General features: G+C 62.8%; 18 protein-coding genes. 11 read left to right on the plus strand and 7 right to left on the minus strand.

Translation table 11 applies throughout. The features are described from left to right. Positions 1–11: 11 nt before the first annotated feature. Positions 12–2078, plus strand: a complete 2067-nt coding sequence (locus AB4Z43_RS07700) for an AfsR/SARP family transcriptional regulator (protein ID WP_202379807.1) — start codon at positions 12–14, stop codon at positions 2076–2078. On the opposite strand, the gene AB4Z43_RS07705 is transcribed toward AB4Z43_RS07700, so the two are convergent. Together AB4Z43_RS07705 and AB4Z43_RS07710 are read right to left on the minus strand one after the other, a co-directional pair. Continuing rightward, positions 2040–2441: a hypothetical protein gene (locus AB4Z43_RS07705; RefSeq protein WP_038649365.1), complete on the minus strand. Its 402-nt coding sequence runs from the start codon at positions 2439–2441 to the stop codon at positions 2040–2042. The genes AB4Z43_RS07700 and AB4Z43_RS07705 overlap by 39 nt on opposite strands. Positions 2442–2443: 2 nt before the next feature. Beyond that, the gene (locus AB4Z43_RS07710; protein ID WP_038649367.1) at positions 2444–4183 is read right to left on the minus strand and encodes a peroxidase family protein; all 1740 of its coding nucleotides are present in this window, start codon (positions 4181–4183) and stop codon (positions 2444–2446) included. Between the two features lie 257 nt (positions 4184–4440). Between AB4Z43_RS07710 and gloA2 the strand changes: the two genes are divergently transcribed. Together gloA2 and AB4Z43_RS07720 are read left to right on the plus strand one after the other, a co-directional pair. Beyond that, the gene (gene gloA2 / locus AB4Z43_RS07715) at positions 4441–4824 is read left to right on the plus strand and encodes an SMU1112c/YaeR family gloxylase I-like metalloprotein (RefSeq protein WP_084791672.1); all 384 of its coding nucleotides are present in this window, start codon (positions 4441–4443) and stop codon (positions 4822–4824) included. A gap of 21 nt (positions 4825–4845) precedes the next feature. Then, positions 4846–5532 (plus strand): GNAT family N-acetyltransferase, encoded by a 687-nt coding sequence (locus tag AB4Z43_RS07720; protein WP_441936760.1) that lies wholly within the window; start codon positions 4846–4848, stop codon positions 5530–5532. A 17-nt stretch (positions 5533–5549) separates the two neighbouring features. Here AB4Z43_RS07720 and AB4Z43_RS07725 read toward each other — a convergent pair whose 3' ends face one another. Continuing rightward, the gene (locus tag AB4Z43_RS07725) at positions 5550–6590 is read right to left on the minus strand and encodes an aminopeptidase (RefSeq protein WP_441936762.1); all 1041 of its coding nucleotides are present in this window, start codon (positions 6588–6590) and stop codon (positions 5550–5552) included. Between the two features lie 258 nt (positions 6591–6848). Here AB4Z43_RS07725 and AB4Z43_RS07730 point away from each other — a divergent pair, with 258 nt between their 5' ends. The 4 genes from AB4Z43_RS07730 to AB4Z43_RS07745 all read left to right on the plus strand — a co-directional run bounded on the left by AB4Z43_RS07730 (position 6849) and on the right by AB4Z43_RS07745 (position 9043). Next, positions 6849–7478 carry a rod-binding protein gene (locus tag AB4Z43_RS07730; protein ID WP_019861006.1) on the plus strand — a complete coding sequence of 210 codons (630 nt, stop codon included), beginning with the start codon at positions 6849–6851 and terminating at the stop codon, positions 7476–7478. A 13-nt stretch (positions 7479–7491) separates the two neighbouring features. Further along, entirely contained in the window at positions 7492–7917 is a 426-nt protein-coding gene (locus AB4Z43_RS07735) for a hypothetical protein (protein WP_027047362.1), read from the plus strand. A gap of 124 nt (positions 7918–8041) precedes the next feature. Beyond that, positions 8042–8578, plus strand: a complete 537-nt coding sequence (locus AB4Z43_RS07740) for a hypothetical protein (RefSeq protein WP_019861009.1) — start codon at positions 8042–8044, stop codon at positions 8576–8578. Positions 8579–8758: 180 nt separating this feature from the next. Next, a complete protein-coding gene (locus AB4Z43_RS07745; RefSeq protein ID WP_019861010.1) occupies positions 8759–9043 on the plus strand; it encodes an SCP2 sterol-binding domain-containing protein in 285 nt (94 codons plus the stop codon). 85 nt (positions 9044–9128) lie between these two features. Here AB4Z43_RS07745 and AB4Z43_RS07750 read toward each other — a convergent pair whose 3' ends face one another. Further along, entirely contained in the window at positions 9129–9698 is a 570-nt protein-coding gene (locus AB4Z43_RS07750; protein ID WP_441936765.1) for a GNAT family N-acetyltransferase, read from the minus strand. A 97-nt stretch (positions 9699–9795) separates the two neighbouring features. After that, a complete protein-coding gene (gene odc2, locus AB4Z43_RS07755; RefSeq protein WP_064980756.1) occupies positions 9796–10929 on the minus strand; it encodes an ornithine/lysine decarboxylase in 1134 nt (377 codons plus the stop codon). A 542-nt stretch (positions 10930–11471) separates the two neighbouring features. Here odc2 and AB4Z43_RS07760 point away from each other — a divergent pair. The 4 genes from AB4Z43_RS07760 to AB4Z43_RS07775 all read left to right on the plus strand — a co-directional run bounded on the left by AB4Z43_RS07760 (position 11472) and on the right by AB4Z43_RS07775 (position 15675). After that, positions 11472–12668, plus strand: coding sequence for an amidase (locus tag AB4Z43_RS07760; RefSeq protein WP_019861013.1), 1197 nt, complete (start codon positions 11472–11474; stop codon positions 12666–12668). A 3-nt stretch (positions 12669–12671) separates the two neighbouring features. Then, positions 12672–13571 (plus strand): LysR family transcriptional regulator, encoded by a 900-nt coding sequence (locus AB4Z43_RS07765; RefSeq protein ID WP_019861014.1) that lies wholly within the window; start codon positions 12672–12674, stop codon positions 13569–13571. 200 nt (positions 13572–13771) lie between these two features. Further along, positions 13772–14440 (plus strand): DUF1007 family protein, encoded by a 669-nt coding sequence (locus AB4Z43_RS07770; RefSeq protein WP_441936768.1) that lies wholly within the window; start codon positions 13772–13774, stop codon positions 14438–14440. After that, complete coding sequence (locus AB4Z43_RS07775; protein ID WP_441936770.1) at positions 14437–15675, plus strand: nickel/cobalt transporter; 1239 nt, start codon at positions 14437–14439, stop codon at positions 15673–15675. Before AB4Z43_RS07770 ends, AB4Z43_RS07775 begins: the two co-directional genes overlap by 4 nt. A 36-nt stretch (positions 15676–15711) precedes the next feature. On the opposite strand, the gene denD is transcribed toward AB4Z43_RS07775, so the two are convergent. Continuing rightward, positions 15712–16689 carry a D-erythronate dehydrogenase gene (gene denD / locus AB4Z43_RS07780; RefSeq protein WP_441936772.1) on the minus strand — a complete coding sequence of 326 codons (978 nt, stop codon included), beginning with the start codon at positions 16687–16689 and terminating at the stop codon, positions 15712–15714. Positions 16690–16701: 12 nt separating this feature from the next. Continuing rightward, positions 16702–16914: a hypothetical protein gene (locus tag AB4Z43_RS07785; protein ID WP_019861021.1), complete on the minus strand. Its 213-nt coding sequence runs from the start codon at positions 16912–16914 to the stop codon at positions 16702–16704. Between the last annotated feature and the right edge of the window lie 68 nt (positions 16915–16982).

The raw sequence follows: 16982 nt of genomic DNA on the forward strand, positions 1-16982 counted from the left end.
GCGGGACAACGATGATCGGGCACAACTCCCCAACGAGGACTGCGCCGCTGATCCGTGTCACGACGCTTGACAAGGTAGCGCTGAGCCAATCTGGGCGAGACATCGCCGTGAGAAACCGCAAATCGCGTGCCGTCCTTGCTTATCTTGCACTCAGCCCTCATGGTTTTGAAACCCGCGAGCGCATCTGCGGTTTGCTCTGGAGTGAATCGGACGAGGCACGAGCGAGGGCCTCGCTCAGGCAAACCGTAGTCGATCTCAAGACCTGCCTGGCTGAAGTCGAAGGGGTCTTCCTCGGAGACCGGCTCAACGTGACGCTGAAGCAGTCGCTCGTCACAGTGGATGTGAGTGAGATCAGGCACGATCTGAAAGCTGGAAGGATTCCGCCCGTCCTTCTGGAGAGGCAGCGTGTCGCCGAAAGCTTTCTCAATGGCCTGGACGACATCGACCCCTCGTTTCGGAATTGGGTCCTCGTCCAGCGGCAATGCCTTCAGGATGAATTTATCTCGTGTCTGGAAGCGATGGCCAAGGCTGCGGCAGACTGGCCAGCGCTAAAGCGAGCCGGACAAGCCCTGCTCAATCTCGATCCGACCAACGAGATCGGGTGCCGCGCAGTCATGGAAGCGTCGGCTCGGATGGGCGACCAAGCAACGGCCTTGAGGGCCTATAAGGGGCTTTGGGACCTGCTTGAAACAGAGTTCGACAGCGAACCTTCAGCCGCCACGCAGGCACTGGTCAGTGACATCAAGCTTGGTACGATCGGGGCCACGGACAGGGGGGCGGTGACCGCAATCGCCGCCGAGGCGTTCGGGTCCCAGGCGCAACGGCTGCAAGAGCCCGCCGCCGGCGTGCTGCTGTTCGTGCGGGAGTTCGAATTGGTGAGCGGTTCCGTCCGCGCGCGGAACGCCGTGCAAATCTTCCGCAGTGAACTGGTCGCGTCCCTGGTGCGATTCCGCGACTGGGCGGTAATGGAATGGGAAGGGCATCCCCCCCGCTTCACCGAGAATGCCTATTGCATCGAGGCGACCGGATTTATCGACGGGCCGACATTGCGTCTCAGCATGACGCTTAAGCAGCTTGCATCGGGGCGCTACATCTGGAGTGAGCAGTTTGTCATCGAAAACAGCCAGTGGTACCAGACCCAGCAGAGGCTCATCCGCCGCATCGCCGTCGCGCTGGGAGTCAGCATGTCGTCCGAACGGCTGGTTCAGATCGCCAGCATCCCGGACCTGTCGCTGGAGCAGTTCGACCGCTGGCTGAGGGCGCAGGAGCTGATCTTTCAATGGCGCCCGGAGTCAGAGGAGAGGGCCGAGGCTCTGTTCAGATCAATCATCGCAGAGTCACCACGGTTCGCTGCCGCCTACGCCGGGTTGGCCGGCATCATCAATTCACGGCATTTGATCTTCCCCGGCATCGGCCGGCGACGCGAACGCCACGCCGAAGCGCTGACGTTTGCCAAGCAGGCGACCCAGATCGATCCGATCGATTCCCGAAGCCAACTGCATCTGGCGTGGTCCTACGCCATGAACGGCATCCCGCAGCAGGCAGCCATCAGCTTCCTTCTGGCCTGCGAACTCAATGGCAACGACCCCTGGACCTTGGTCTCCGCGTCTCTCGGGCTTGCCTATTGCGATGATCGCGAGAACGCGCGGCGTATTGCCACTCTGGCGCTGCAGACCGGACTCGGCGTTTCACGCCTGCAATGGAGCTATCAGGCGGGCGTGCGGTTCCTGCTTGGCGACTATGCCGGTTGCGTCGAAGCGGCCGAGCGCGCCGCCGATAGTGTGTCGTACATCGGCGGCTGGAAGGCTGCGGCGCTCGCCTTGCTCGGCAACGAGAAAGCGGCGCATGAAGAGGCCGACCGATTTTTAGCGCAGCTGAAGACGACGTGGTTTGGAAATGAGTCACCGGAGCCGGGCAACGTCGGCACATGGCTCATGGACAGCTTTCCGATCTACAGTCCAGATGCCCTCGAGGCACTGCGCCAAGGGCTGGCCGGGGCCGGCATTGTCGTCAGCCATATGCCTTTGCCAGAGCCCGTTCTATCGGCAGCCCCGAATGGTGTAGTCCGCAATGCGTGAGTAGAAGAAACTGTCGCGGTTGAACGGCACCTTTTCGAGAATGGCATCGAAATAGAATTCCGGAATGCCATAGTCGGCCATGCCACCTTGTTCGGCCTGGAGCTTCTTTTGCGATTGCGTCACTTGGTTGTTGGGCGGTAACCGCAGGAAGAAGACGTGGTCGTATCCCTGCACGATCTGGATTTCCTTGTAGCGGTCCGGCACGACGACGAGTCCATCGAGTTGCGCCTTGAACTCGGCCAAGTCGCGCGGACGCGTGCTGGGATCCTGTGCCCATTGCACCACCTTGCGGCCGGTCGCCTCGAAGTTAAGGGTTTGGATCGGTTCGGGAAAGGCGTCCAGATTGTCGACGGGGTCAGCCATGGTTAAGCTCCAGGAGTTGTAGGCGGGGTGATAAACCGGGGCCAGGCGTCGCCCAGATTGAGCGCGCTGGCGACGAAAAGGATCAGGTCGGCCATTGTTCGCGGGATGCCGGTGGGAAACAGTCTGGCGACGAGGTCTTGCGTAATTGGGTCGTCTTCGATCATGGCGCGCGAGGCCGCGAACCTTGCCATGAAGACATCCCCTACAATCACCGATCCGATGGTACCGAAACACAGCCCGTCCTGTTCGATCGCGGCCTCCAACAACAGCCAGAACAGCAACGGTGGATTTTCTGCCAGCTCAGTCGCCTCGGCCGCGGTGAAGGCAACGGTCGAACCTTGAAGCCAGGATCGAATAGCCTGGTCACGCTTCCCGGCATCACCGAGTAACGGCGCGGTCGCGAGAGCGGCCTGAGGCAATTGTTCGATCAAGGCATCGAGCCTGAGCAGGCCACCAATGGTTCCTCGGACCAAATCGCTGAACAGAAGTCCCGACGCATTCGGATCGGGTAGTGCAGCCCTGTCTGCCTCGCTCAACAGACCCGCCGTGGCGGGGTCAAGTGGCTTTGAATCGGGGCCGACGCACAGGATCGGCATGCTGTAGGCACTCAGCAGCACTTCGTTGACCGTTGGTCCGATACGCCGACTGAACTGCGGCGTCGAGCCGGCGATCTGGAAGAAATGCGACCAATCGGCGATCCAGTGTTCGGAGACCGGGAATCTATGCGGGCGTGATGAGGAGCGGTTGAGCAACACGTTTTCCAGCCCTTCGCCTTCCGGATGCTGGTCATTGAAGACATAGGAAAGCCTGACCATGGAATGGCCCAAGCGGTATGCCGCGTGGGAAAACTCAATCGGGACACCTTGCGGCATGTCGACCAGTGGTCTGAACCCGTTCGCGTTGTAGAGGTCCCATATCGGCTTGGCGATGAGGCGCGGCAGCAAATCATTTTGCAGCACATTCCGGTAGATCGCCGTCGTGACGCGGCGTGTCCGGTCGAAAAGATACGCACCTGCCGGCAGTTCGACGTCTTTCTTGGGTATTCCGCTGCTGCTCAGCGCACCGGCCACGGCATTGTGCAGATGCAGGAAAAGCGCCGTCATTTGCGCAATGTTGGCGTTGTCGTCGCTACGCTGGTCTGCGACCAAGACATCCGTCCGACCACTTTCGAATCCATCGCTCAGATCGGCTTGCTGAAAGCGTGGCAAGTCGCGTATGGCAAAGGGACAGGCGCCTGCGGGCATCGCCATGGCGTTCGGTGACGGCGGTGCCATTGGCCCGGTACGCATGAGCGACCTGACAACTTCACCCGGCTTGGCCACTACATACAAACCAGGGTCCGAGAACGGTCCGCCGCCGTAAAGCACGTCGAGCAGGAGCGCCTCCTCGCGTTCGTTGCGGCGCTCTGCCTCGTGGGCCGCCAACAAGGGACTGAGAGAGGAATTGCGGATAATGTCGTGTGCGGCGAACTGGGCAAGATAGGTGTATCCTGCCGGAATCCGCTCGTTGGTTTTATTGCCACCTCCGGCGGATGCCGCACTCATCCTGCGCAGCAGCTTGGCAAACAGGCACTGAGTGGCCCAAGGCGTCTCCAGGCCATGATAGAGCTTGGCTTCGTCCGCGCCGGCAACATTGCCAAAGTTGCGAAACTGCACCTGACGCGGATCGACAATGCCGGCGATGCCTTGAACACCGCCCGACACGGCCAGCCCGGCGGTAGTCGTGCCGCGATGAGCGTTCATTCCGGTTCTCCCCGTCCCTTGGACCGTATTCCATACGTGTCGTGAAACCAGCGTGAAATGCTACTAATTTCGCGGCGCGCCAGGAAAGTTGACGGCTCAAAATCTGCCGGTCAGCAATGCGCCGCATGGTCGCCGTCCGCCGATCCCCGCCAAGCCTGGAAGCTGCCGTACTGTATCTTTGAGTGGCGACATAACAAAGTGCTTCGTGCCCGCTGGTGACCTTGGCCTCAAATCCAAGCTTCGCTAGAGTTCACAACATGCTGAACGCCATTCACCACGTCGCGCTCATCTGCACCGACTACGACCGGTCGCGATGGTTCTATGTCGAACTCCTCGGCCTCGATCTGATCCGGGAGGTCTATCGGGAGGAGCGACAGTCATGGAAGGCCGATCTGCGGATCGGGTCCGTCCAGCTGGAATTGTTCTCCTTCCCCGCCCCAGCGACGAGGCCGTCCTATCCAGAGGCGACAGGCCTGAGGCATCTGGCATTTGCCGTGGCCAATCTTGATCCCGTGATCATGCGCCTGGAAGCCGCCGGCGTCGCCGTTGAGCCAATCCGCATCGACCCATATACAGATCAACGGTTTACCTTCTTCAACGACCCAGATGGATTGCCGCTGGAACTCTACGAAGTCCCATAGGAACGGTACGCTTTCGCGACCATGCTGGTTGCGGCTGAATGGCTGGTTCCGGACGCAAGCGGGGCCGTCATTTCCAGCTGGCGGACGCGGCCTGCCCGCGCCGTTGCATTGGCGCCGCCTCGGGTCGAAAATGCCCTCATGGAAGCAGTCCGATTTCCCAAACTCATGACACCACGGCTCGTGCTTCGGGCGCCCAGCGAACGGGATATCCCGGCATGGTTTGCGCGCGCGACGGATGTCGAATCCGCCTCCCTTGCCGGTGATCACATTCCCAGCGACATAGGAGCGGGCGAGCGATGGTTGGCCCGCTCGCGTCAGCGGTTCGCCGACGGTAGGGCGATCCAGTGGTCCATAGACCAGGCGGGAGTATCGGACGCGATCGGGACGATAACCCTGTCCTTCGGCACAACCGACGCCAAGGCAGCCGCATTGGGATTTGTGCTGGCGCGCGCGCATTGGGGGCACGGAATGGGCAGCGAGGCGGCGCGCGAAGTCCTGCGCTACGCCTTTGAAACCCTGGCGCTTGAACAGGTGACGGCCGAGGCAGCGGCGCGCAATTTCGCGTCGCTGCGTATATTGGCGAAGCTCGGCTTCAAGCACATCGAGAGCTTCATCGATGTGTCCGACGGCGAGCGCTGCGAGCGCTTCGCGCTCGACGCCGACATTGGATCGTCACTGTTGACGAGCAATGCGACGCCAGGCTGCTAGGTCCGTGCTTGCCCAAGTCAATTGCAGGTATCCGCGGCCTTAAGCGCTTCGGCGCGGGAAGGTTCCCGCAAATCCGCGATCCGGCGAACAGCAGCGTAGAAGCTTGGATAATCGCCGGAACACAAATCGAACAGATGAAGGAACGCTGGAACCTGTTCACCGTAGACGGCAGTCGCGGCGAGCTTTGCATTGTTGATCGGGGCATCGAACCAGGCATCGTATCCCCGGTATCCGGCCCAGCTTTTGTCGCGCATCTGCCGATAGCGCACCCGCAGCCTGTCGATCGTGGCGGCCTTGGCAATCGCCATCTGCTCACGGGCGCGGGGACTTCCATAGACCTGCCGCAACTCATCGCGCGTTTTCGCTATCAGTCCGAGAAAATCCGCCCGGCGGTTGCGATCGGCTTCGTAGCGGCGCAATCCGGCGCGATTGCCGGTAGCTCGGAGCCATCTCCTCACACCGCTGGTTTCGACGGCGACCGCGAAAGCCTCGTTGAACGCGGAGTCGTTGTTCACATAGATCTTCTGATGCGCCAGCTCATGAAAGATAAGGCTGGCGATGTAGGTGTCGTCCTGACGCAGCATGGTGCTGAGCAGCGGGTCGCTGAACCAGCCCAGCGTGGAGTAGGCGGTGACGCCTGACACATAAACGTCCAGTCCTTGCCGCTGCAGTTCGGCGACGCTTTCAGCCGCTGATTTCCGGGAAAAGTAACCCCGGTACGGAACGCAACCGAAGACCGGAAAGCACCAGGTTATCGGCGTAAGCGAGAATTGCGGCGCGGCAAAAACGGCAAGGGTCACATCGGCCCGACCGATGTCGACATAGCTGCGATAGCTGCTGTTGTCGGGCAGCGCCAGTTCTTCCGTGGCAAAGCGGCGTATGGCGCTGGCCGACGTCAATTTTGCGCGCAATGCCTCGGGCGTCGAGGGATCGCGGATAAGCCTTCCGACATTTTTCCGCGCGGCCATGATCTGCACGTGGCCCTCCACAGACTGCGCGTAGTAGGAAATGCTGGTGCACCCGGCCAGGCCGGACGCCACAATCACGGCGGCAAGCATTCGAAGAACGCGCTTCACTGTTTGCCCACCGCTTGCCCGTCTCCCATCCAGCGAATGTCTCGCCCCCCGTTCTCAAACAGGCACGCCAATTCCCGTCAAGACCTGTAGAGGCAGCGGAGCGACTTTCGACGTTGGCAGGGCACTCCGGCCATCCGCCTACCGCCGCAGGCAAGGTCGGCGAGAACCCGAAGCAGCCGCTCAATCCCCACAGTCCGCCCTCCTCCCCCTCGCGCAAGCCTGCCACAAGCTTGTTGAGGCATGGTCTGGCTAAGGAAACCCGGTAAAAGGCGGACTTTCTTGGCGATTTCTCCACCCAGCGACATCGTTATGGATGTCGCCCGAGCTGCCGATCCGATGGATATCGAGGCTGCCCGCGCCGCGCTGACCAAGCGCGCGGGCGCCGCTGCCGGTGCCTTTTCGGTCGACACCCCCGGTTCGCTAGATACCGCGGCGTCTGTCGATGCCGGCTCGATCCTGTCGCGCGCCACGGCCGACAAGGCGGCGGCGACAGCCGATCCGGCCAAAAAATTCAAGAAGTTCGAGGCGATGGTCTTGCAGACCTTCATCCAGAACATGCTGCCCAAGGACACAGAGGGCGTCTATGGCACGGGTCTGGCCGGCGACATGTGGAAGTCGCAGCTCGCCGAGCGCGTCGCCGACGTCATGGCCGAGCGCGGCGGCATCGGCATCGCCAAGTCGCTGCTTGCCGACCACTATATGGACGGCAAGCGCAAGGTGCCGATCGGCCCGGTGTCAAACGGACCGGAAAAGACCGAGATCGATCAGCAGACCCGTCTGTCCACCTCGCTCGTCCAGGAATTGCAGCGCAAGGCCGCCAGATCGATGACCGGCGACGAGACAACCATAAAAACAGACATCAAGATCTAGACTGGGAAACACCATGGCCGATTCTTCCGAATTCACTGCCAACCTGCCGGCCCGCACGACTGCGTCGGAGGCTCCGATCCCGTTCGCGCGGCCCGGAAACCTTGCCGCCATCATCGGCCGCATCGAGGAGGTGGTCGAGGAAGAGACTGCCGGCATCCGCAGCGATACCGGCTATGATCTCAAGGCGTCGAACGCCCGCAAGAGCCGCTATCTCTATGAGCTGACCCGCGCCATGAAGGGCGGCAGCGAAGCCGAGTTCCTCGAACAGCACCGCGAGGGCCTGACCCGGCTGCGCCAGAAACTGGCGAAGAACGAGGCGGCGATCCTGGCGCATCTGAGCGCCGTCAACGAGGTCGCCAGCCTGCTGCGCAGCGCCATCCAGCGCGCCGAAACCGACGGCACCTACTCCGCCGGCGAGTTCGGCCGGATGAAAGGCTAGAGCATGATCCCGAAAAATGGATGCCGGTTTTTGGAAAAGATCATGCTCAAACAAAGAGATAGAGCACCATCCCGATTGAATTGGGATGGAACAGGCTCGAGAGCGCGATGATGTCGGGCTCTGAATGATCAAGATCATCGCCATCGCGGTCTGGGTCTGCGCCGCCACGCTCGGCGCCGTCTTCTATTCGTTCCAGGCAGCCGGTGAACGCGGCGTCGGCGAGAAACCCAAGCCGATGCTGGGCGGGCTGGACTACGTCAAGACCGACGTCATTTCGGTGCCGCTGATCCGCGATTCCAAGATCGGCGGCTATTTCCTGGCCAAGCTCGTCTACACCGTCGAACCGGAGCAGATAAAGAAACTGTCGATTCCGGCCGAAGCGCTCATCACCGACCAGGTCTACAGCTACCTCTACGCCAATCCCCAGATCGACTTCACCAAAAAGGCGACGATCGATCTCGATTCCTTTCGCGCCGCCATCCGCGACACCGTCAACACCCGCGTCGGCACGAACCTGGTGCATGAGGTTCTGATCGATCAGGTCAATTTCCTGAGCAAGGACGAGATCCGCGACAACTGGCTACGCCGTCGGCAGGATTCCGACACCGCGGCTGCCGGGACCGCGAAGCCTGCCGAAGCGGAAGCGCCGCCGGCCCACTGACCACTGGTGCCCGACAGGCTATTGATGCGGCGACAGGAACCAGTCTCCAGGATTTGCGTTGACGTAAACGTCAACCAGAAGCTATATGCGGCAGCGACCGTGATCGCCAGAGATGCCGCATGGGCTTCGGCCGGACCGAAATGCCCTGCGCGACAGGTACAACCAGACAGGGAGAACAGCGTGAGCGTTCAGGAGATTGCCGAGAAGATCAAGTCGCGCGTGGCCAGCAGCGGGTTTGATCGTTCCGTGAAGTTCGACACCGGCGGCGACGGCGTCATCGTCATCGACGGCGCAACCGTCTCGAACACCGATGCCCCCACCGACTGCACCATAAAGCTCTCGCTCGACGATCTCGATTCGCTGATCGCCGGCGACCTGAACCCGACCATGGCGTTCATGACCGGCAAGATCAAAGTCGAAGGCGACATGACGGTGGCCATGGCGCTCAGCCAGTTGATCGGCTGAGCACGCACGATTACCCGATGGGTCAATGAATCAAAACGCCGCCTTTTCAGGCGGCGTTTGTTAGAGGAATAGCGGGGTCGATGCCTCATGCGGCCAGTGGCGGCGCCTGGGCCTTCAGCTTGCGGCCGCAAGCCTTCAGCGTGCCGTGCACGCCGTCGAGCGCGCCGTCCACCAGTTCCAGCGCCAGCAGGCGATGCCGCTCATAGGGGCCTGGCATCGCCAGCCGGCCCGTCTTGTCGGCCGAGAAGCCGAAGCGTCCGTAGTAGGGCGCATCGCCGACCAGCAGGATCGCCGCGTGGCCGAGACGCGCCGCCTCGGCCACGGCGTGGCGCATCAGCGCCGAGCCAATGCCGGCATTCTTGAGCGACGGATCGACGGCGAGCGGGCCAAGCAGCAATGCCGCCGGGCCGCCCTCACCCAGCCTGACGTCCCACAGCCGCACCGTGCCGGCGACGCCGCCCGAGGCATCGCGCGCGACGAAAGCCAGGCCTTCCGAAGGCCGGCGGCCCCGCCGCAGCTTCTCCGACGATTTTTTCCGCCGCATCGGCCCCATGGCACGATCGAGCAAGGCTTCGCGTGCCGCGACGTCGGCGACGGTTTCGGCGACCATCGAGAAGGCCGGCGCATGAGCTACGATTTCAACTGACATTTCCATTTCCGCAATCCCTGGCGAGCGGAGATCTGTTCCACAAGCGAGCCCGGGCGGGCGGCAAGCGCCCGTCCGGGATGATCTGATCAGTTCTTTCGAACCGTCAGATCACGTAGGATCGGAGAGGCTCGAAGCCGTTGAAGGCGACCGCCGAGTAGGTGGTCGTGTAGGCGCCGGTGCCTTCGATCAGCACCTCGTCGCCGATCGTCAGCGACAGAGGCAGCGGATACGGCGTCTTCTCGTACATCACGTCGGCCGAATCGCAGGTCGGGCCGGCGAGCACGCAAGGCGCGGTCTCCGAGCCATCGTGGCGGGTGACGAGGGGATAGCGGATCGCCTCGTCCATCGTCTCGGCCAGACCGCCGAACTTGCCGATGTCGAGGAACACCCAGCGCACATTGTCATTGTCGGCCTTCTTCGAGATCAGCACGACTTCCGACTTGATGACGCCGGCATTGCCGACCATGCCGCGGCCCGGCTCGATGATGGTTTCGGGAATGGCATTGCCGAAATGCTTGCGCAGCGCCGAGAAGATCGCCTGGCCATAGGCCTGGGCCGCCGGCACGTCGCGCAAATAGCGCGTCGGGAAACCGCCGCCCATGTTGACCATCTTCAAGACGATGCCTTCCTCGGCGAGCGTGGCGAACACCTTCTTGGCGTCGGCCAGGGCACGGTCCCAGGCGGTCAGGTCGGTCTGCTGCGAGCCGACATGGAACGACACGCCATAGGCGTCGAGGCCGAGGCTCTTGGCATGACGCAGCACGTCGACGGCCATGGCCGGCACGCAGCCGAACTTGCGCGACAGCGGCCATTCGGCGCCTTCGCCGTCGGTCAGCACGCGGCAGAACACGCGCGCGCCGGGAGCGACGCGGGCGATCTTCTCGACCTCCTCGACGCAATCGACCGCGAACAGCTTGATACCGAGCTGGTAGGCGCGTGCGATGTCACGCTCCTTCTTGATGGTGTTGCCGAAGGAGATGCGGTCCGCGGGCGCACCCGCGTCCATCGCCATCTCGACTTCGGCAACGGAAGCGGTGTCGAAGGACGAGCCCATCGCAGCAAGGAGGCGCAGGATTTCCGGCGCTGGGTTTGCTTTCACCGCATAGTAGATCTTGGAGTCGGGCAGCGCCTTCTCGAAGGCGCGAAAATTGTCGCGCACGACATCGAGGTCGACGACGAGGCAAGGGCCGGACGGACGTCGGGTGGCGAGGAAATCGAGGATGCGCTGGGTAGCCATCGGGTTTCTCCAAACACGCCTTTCGGCGCGCACAAGGGTGCGGACGCGGGCTGTCGGCCTCGCGAACACGCGGTGGACAAAGGCGGGACGGAAAATCCATGGAACCAGCCGGTGGAGACCCCGGAACCATGAAACGCCGTCTCGCGGCGATGAACCTCGGCCTTGCCCGGCTTCGGTCCGCTTTGTCTGCCTTGGCTTGGATTGGGAGAACCCCGTTCCGCACTGCCGGCAATGAAGGTGTGCCTCTTCAGTAACCCCGGTCTTTGGACAACCGGCAGAGAACCAGAAAGGCCCGCACCGTCGTTGCTTCAAGGTGTCCTCGGGCTGGCGGTTGGCCGCTAGACCGACTGGAGGGGTTGGCTCCAGTTACCTTACCGATTTCCCTCACCATTCGAGGATCGGCGGACACCCACAGGCACGTGCGACTTTGGGCAAGCGCGATATAGGGGCGAAGGATTTCACAATCAATAAAAATCGTATCGCAGGTTGTAAAATTTCCGGCATCGAACAATGTACATGCAACCGTATCCGGATATCGAACGATGACAGGCACGCACGGCCCCTACAACGCCTTCCTCGATCTTCGCCAGGTGCCCGTGGCTCATGCCGAACTCGGCCCGCTCGCGGGCCTGCGGCTGGCTGTCAAGGACATCTACGACGTCGCCGGCTACCGCACCGGCTGTGGCAATTCCAGGAAATTCGCCGAAGGCAATGCCGCCTCGCGCACGGCGCCGGCCGTGCAGGCGATTCTCGATGCCGGCGCCCGCTTCGTCGGCAAGACGCAGACCGACGAGCTGGCCTTCGCGCTGTTCGGCCAGAACGCGCATCTTCCGTTTCCGGTGAACCCTGCGGCGCCCGACCGCGTCACCGGCGGCTCGTCGTCCGGATCGGCATCGGCGGTGGCGGGCAGGCTGGCCGACATCGCGACCGGTTCCGACACCGGCGGCTCGATCCGCGCGCCGGCAAGTTTTTGCGGCCTGATCGGGCTGCGCACCACACATGGCCGCATTTCACTCGACGGCACCATGAAGCTGGCACCGAGCTTCGACACGTTCGGCTGGTTCGCCGACGACATCGAGACCTATGAGACCGTCGGCAAGCTGCTGCTCGGCCGCGACCCGCACCAGCATTCGCTGGACCGCCCGATATCGCTCACCTGGCTGGACGAGATGGTCGCCCGCCCCGCACTTGCCGGATATGCCGCAATGAAGGCGCTGGTGGGCACGGTTTTCGGTGCTCCGGCGACCTCGACCGAGCACTTCAGCTCTTCCTCTGATGAACTCTACTGGTGCTTTCGCCGGCTGCAGGCCAAGGAAGCCTGGGGCGTGCATGGCGAATGGATCACCAGCGGCGAGCGCGACCTTGGTCCCGGCGTCGAGGAGCGTTTCGGCTTCGGCCGCGCCGTCGATGACCGCACGGCGCAGGCCGAAAAAGTGCGCCGCCTGACCTTTCGTGGCGAGCTGAGCGCCCTGCTCGGCAAGGACGGCTTCCTTGTCCTGCCGACGGTGCCGGGCCCGGCGCCCTATGTCGACTCGACGCCGGAGGAGTTCCAGGCCTATCGCGAGCGCGCCTTGCATCTTCTGTGCCTCGCCGGGCTTTCCGGCTTTCCACAGATCACCTTGCCCATCGGCTCGGTCGCCGGCGCACCGTTCGGGCTTTCGCTGTTAGGCCCTTCCGGCAGCGACATTGCCCTGATACGGCTCGGCCGAAAACTTCTCGACGCAGCACAAAGGGCCTGAACCATGGACACACTGACCCGCATGCGCGCCTTCATCGACGTCGTCGAGGCCGAGGGCTTTTCGGCGGCGGCGCGCAAGATCGGCCGCTCCAAGGCGCTGCTGTCGAAATATGTGCGCGAGCTGGAGGACGAACTCGGCGCGCTGCTGCTGAACCGCACGACGCGCCAATTCTCGATGACCGAGGCCGGCCACACCTATTACCGGCGCGCCTCGGAGATCGTACGCGAGGTCGACAGCCTGGCGGACGCCGTGCGAGAATCCTCCGGCGACGTGCGCGGCAGGATCAAACTGTCGGCGCCGCGCACCTTCGCCGATGCGCCGATCGGCCAATCGCTGATCGACTTTGCCAAGCAGCACCCCGACATCGTGCTCGACATCCAGCTCGACGACCGCTTCGTCGACCTGGTCGAGGAGGGCTTCGATCTCGCCGTGCGCATCTCGCGCCTGGAGAATTCGTCGCTGATCGCGAGACGCCTGGCGCCGTTTTCGGTGAAACTCTGCGCCTCGCCCGAACTGATCGCCAAGCATGGCATGCCGACGCGGCCGCAGGATCTCGGCCACATGCCCTGCATCGTCGACACCAACGGCCGCGGGCTGAACAACTGGGCGTTCAAGGGCGACAACAACGATCAGCTGAGCGTCGCCGTATCAGGCCCGATCGAGGTCAACAGCCCGATGGCGGCGCGGGCCGCGGCCCTGTCGGGACTCGGATTTTGTATCCTCCCGGATTTCATCGCCTCGCCGGATCTCAAGAGCGGCCAGCTGGTGACGGCACTCGACGACCGCATCCTGTCGGGCGGCGGCATCTTCGCCGTCTACCCGCATCGCCGCTATCTGCCGGCCAAGGTCCGTGTTTTCGTCGACTTCCTGGTGCAGTGGTTCAGGACGCGTGAGGTCGCTTGACCTGCCCCAGGTTCCTGTGGCGTGCGTGTCGTGGTCCCAAAACCGCTGCGCACTTTTGGGTGACACGCTCTGAGTTTTGTGCGTGTCATGATCCCAAAACCGCTGCGCACTTTTGGGTGACGCGCACTGGCGGTCCCAATTTCGCCCCCTTTCTGGTAACCTTCGGTTTCTCTCCAAAGCCAAGGGAATCGCGACCGGGAATGCACCTCAAACGGCACGCAATCATACTGGCTTCGGCCCTGGCGGCGACCCTTGCCGCGACGGGACCGGCTTACGTGCATCCGCACGTCTTTGCCGAGGCACGCCTGGACGTGATCCTCTCTCCGGATCACCAAAGTGTGAAAGCGCTGCGTCATCTCTGGCGCTTCGACGACCTGTTTTCGAGTACGGTGATGATGGAGTTCGACAAGAACTCCGACCTGAAGCTTGACGACAAGGAGCTGAAGGAGGTCGCCGACACCGTTCATGCCTCGCTGGCCGAATTCAACTATTTCCAGCTCGTCACGCAGAACGGCAAGGACGTGACGATGGTGCCGCCTCCACATCTGATGGCCAATTTCGACAACGACCAGCTGATCATCCTGTTCGAGTCGGAACCCAAGGAGCCGATCAAGCTGACCGGCACGATCGACATCGGCGTCTACGACCCGACCTTCTACACGGCGATCGACTTCACCGAGGATTCCAACATCACCGTTGCAGGCCTGCCGTCGAATTGCACCAGCAAGGTGATCCGTCCGGATCCGGATGAAGCCATCAAGGAAAACCAGAAGACCCTGACGGATGCCTTCTTCAACGACCCGACAGGCACCGACATGAGCAAGATCTTTGCCACCAAGCTCGAACTGACCTGTCAGCCAGAAGGATGAAGCCGGTGACGAAACCGTCCCTGCGTTTGGCATTCGGCCTGTTGGCCCTCGCCTTTGCCGCAATGCATTTCGCCAATGCCGCGCACGCCCAGTCTTCGCTCGGCATCGGCGTGAATGACGGCATGGCGCCCACCACCGGTCCGTTCGCCCACATCCTGATGTGGATCAACCTGCGCCAGCAGGAATTCTATCGCGCGCTGGCGACAGCCATGAAGGCGATGCGCCAGGACAACAGCAAGCTCTGGGTGCTCATCGGCCTGTCCTTCGCCTATGGCATTTTCCATGCCGCCGGTCCCGGCCACGGCAAGGCGGTGATCTCCTCCTATATGGTGGCCAATGAAGTGGCGCTCAAGCGCGGCATCCTGTTGTCCTTCGTCTCCGCCCTGCTGCAGGGTCTGACGGCGATCGCCGTCATGCTGCTTGCCTATTTCGTCCTGCGCGGCACAACCATCTCGATGACCGACGCGGCCTGGTTCATGGAGATCATGAGCTTTGCCCTCGTCACCCTGTTCGGCGCCTGGCTGCTGTGGCGCAAGCTCGGCCCGTCCATCCTGCGCCTGTTCGGCAGGGCGCCTGCCTACAGTCTCTCGGCGGCGCACGCCGGCCATTCGCATGGGGGTCGCTCGCACGCTGGGCACTCTCACGCGGGTCATTCCCACGCCGGCCATTCGCATGCCGCGCACAGCCTTTCGGCGCATGCCCATTCGCACGCACTGCAGGGGCATGGCGACCATGACCATGACCATTCGCACAGCCATCACGAGCACGCCGCGCATGACCACCATCACGACCATGGCGCGCACGATCACGCGCATCATGACCATGCGCATCACGATCACGCGGTGGGCGAGGTCTGCGAAAACTGCGGCCACTCGCATGCGCCCGATCCAGCGCTGCTGTCGGGCGATCGCTTCGACTGGCGCACCGCCTGGTCGGCGGTGGCGGCCGTCGGCATCCGCCCCTGCTCCGGCGCACTGATCGTGCTGAGCTTCGCGCTGCTCAACGGGCTCTGGATCGGCGGCCTGCTGTCGGTGCTGGCAATGTCGTTAGGCACCGCCATCACCGTCTCGGCGCTGGCAACGCTTGCCGTGACCGCCAAGAATTGGGCGGTGTATTTCGCCGGCGACGGCCGCATGGGCAACCGCATCCACTCGATCGTCGAGATCGGCGGCGCCGCCTTCGTCTTCCTGTTCGGATTGTTGCTGCTGTCGGCCAGCCTGACGGGCAGCGTCTAGGCCCTTCCCCATCTCATCGAAATGGGATGGCAACTCCTACCCAGGAATCTGGCCGCCCAGCTCATCCTCGATGTGGGCGCGGATGATCTCGTCAAAACTCTTCTCGGCGCTGAAGCCGAGCTCCCGTGACCGCTTCGCCTCGAAGCGGGTCGGCCAGCCCTTGACGATCGCCCAGATCGTCTCGTCCGGTACCTCGCGGATCAGCTTTACCACTCTCGGCCCGGCAATACGCTCCAGCGCCTCGATCTGCTCGCCGACGGTGACGGCGACGCCAGGCATCGTCAGATTGCGGCGCGGCCCGACCACGGCACTGTCGATCTCCGCCGCATGGATCAGGAAGTTCACCGCGGAGCGCGGGCTGGCATGGGTGTGCACAACCGAGCGCGGCACCGGCAGGATCGCCTCTTGCCCGCTTAAGGGCTCGCGGATGATGCCGGAGAAGAAGCCGGAGGCCGCTTTGTTCGGCTTGCCGGGCCGCACGCAGATGGTCGGCAGGCGGATGCCGATGCCGTCGAAGAAGCCGCGCCTGGAATAGTCGGCAAGCAGCGCCTCGCTCATCTGCTTCTGCGTGCCATAGGAGGTCAGCGGCGTTGGGTGGAAGTCATCGGGGATGATATCCGGGAACGGCGCGCCGAACACCGCGATCGACGAGGTGAAGACGACGCGCGGCGCAAAATCCGCCAGGCGAATCGCATCGAACAAAGCCCGCGTGCCGTCGAGATTGACGCGGTAGCCGAGGTCGAAATTCGCTTCCGCCTCGCCCGACACGATGCCGGCGAGATGGAAGATGACATCCGGCCGCGACGCGACAAGGCTTTCGGCAGCGCCCGCTTCCGCAAGGTCGCCGGTATGGGTGCTGATGCTGACGCCCTCCATGGCCGGGGCCTGCGGCGGCACGATATCGTGCAGGTCGAGCGCGGCGATCTTTTTGCCGCGCAGCGTGCCGTCCTTGGCCAGCCGGGCGATGAGCTTGCGGCCGACCATGCCCGCGGCGCCAGTGATCAGAATGCGCATGTCAAAATTCCCTTACTTGTCCTGATTTTTGCGCTGGCTGCGCGCGCGCAGCCAGAAGACGAGGAAAAACGCCAGCACGAAGACGATGCCGAATATACCGGCGAGCACGGTTGAGAGACTGCCGAGTGCCAGCATCACGGTTGGCAGGTAGAAGGCGGCAATGCCGAACAGCAGCATGATCCACAGCGCGGCAATAGCGGCATTCCTGGTGTCGCGGTCCATCATGCAGCACCGGGGCAGCGGGCATTCGTCAAGCTGGCTTTCAAAGCTGTGGAACTCCTGAGGCGGGGCCG

This window comes from Mesorhizobium sp. 2RAF45 (assembly GCF_052115225.1).
GTDB lineage: Bacteria > Pseudomonadota > Alphaproteobacteria > Rhizobiales > Rhizobiaceae > Mesorhizobium > Mesorhizobium jarvisii.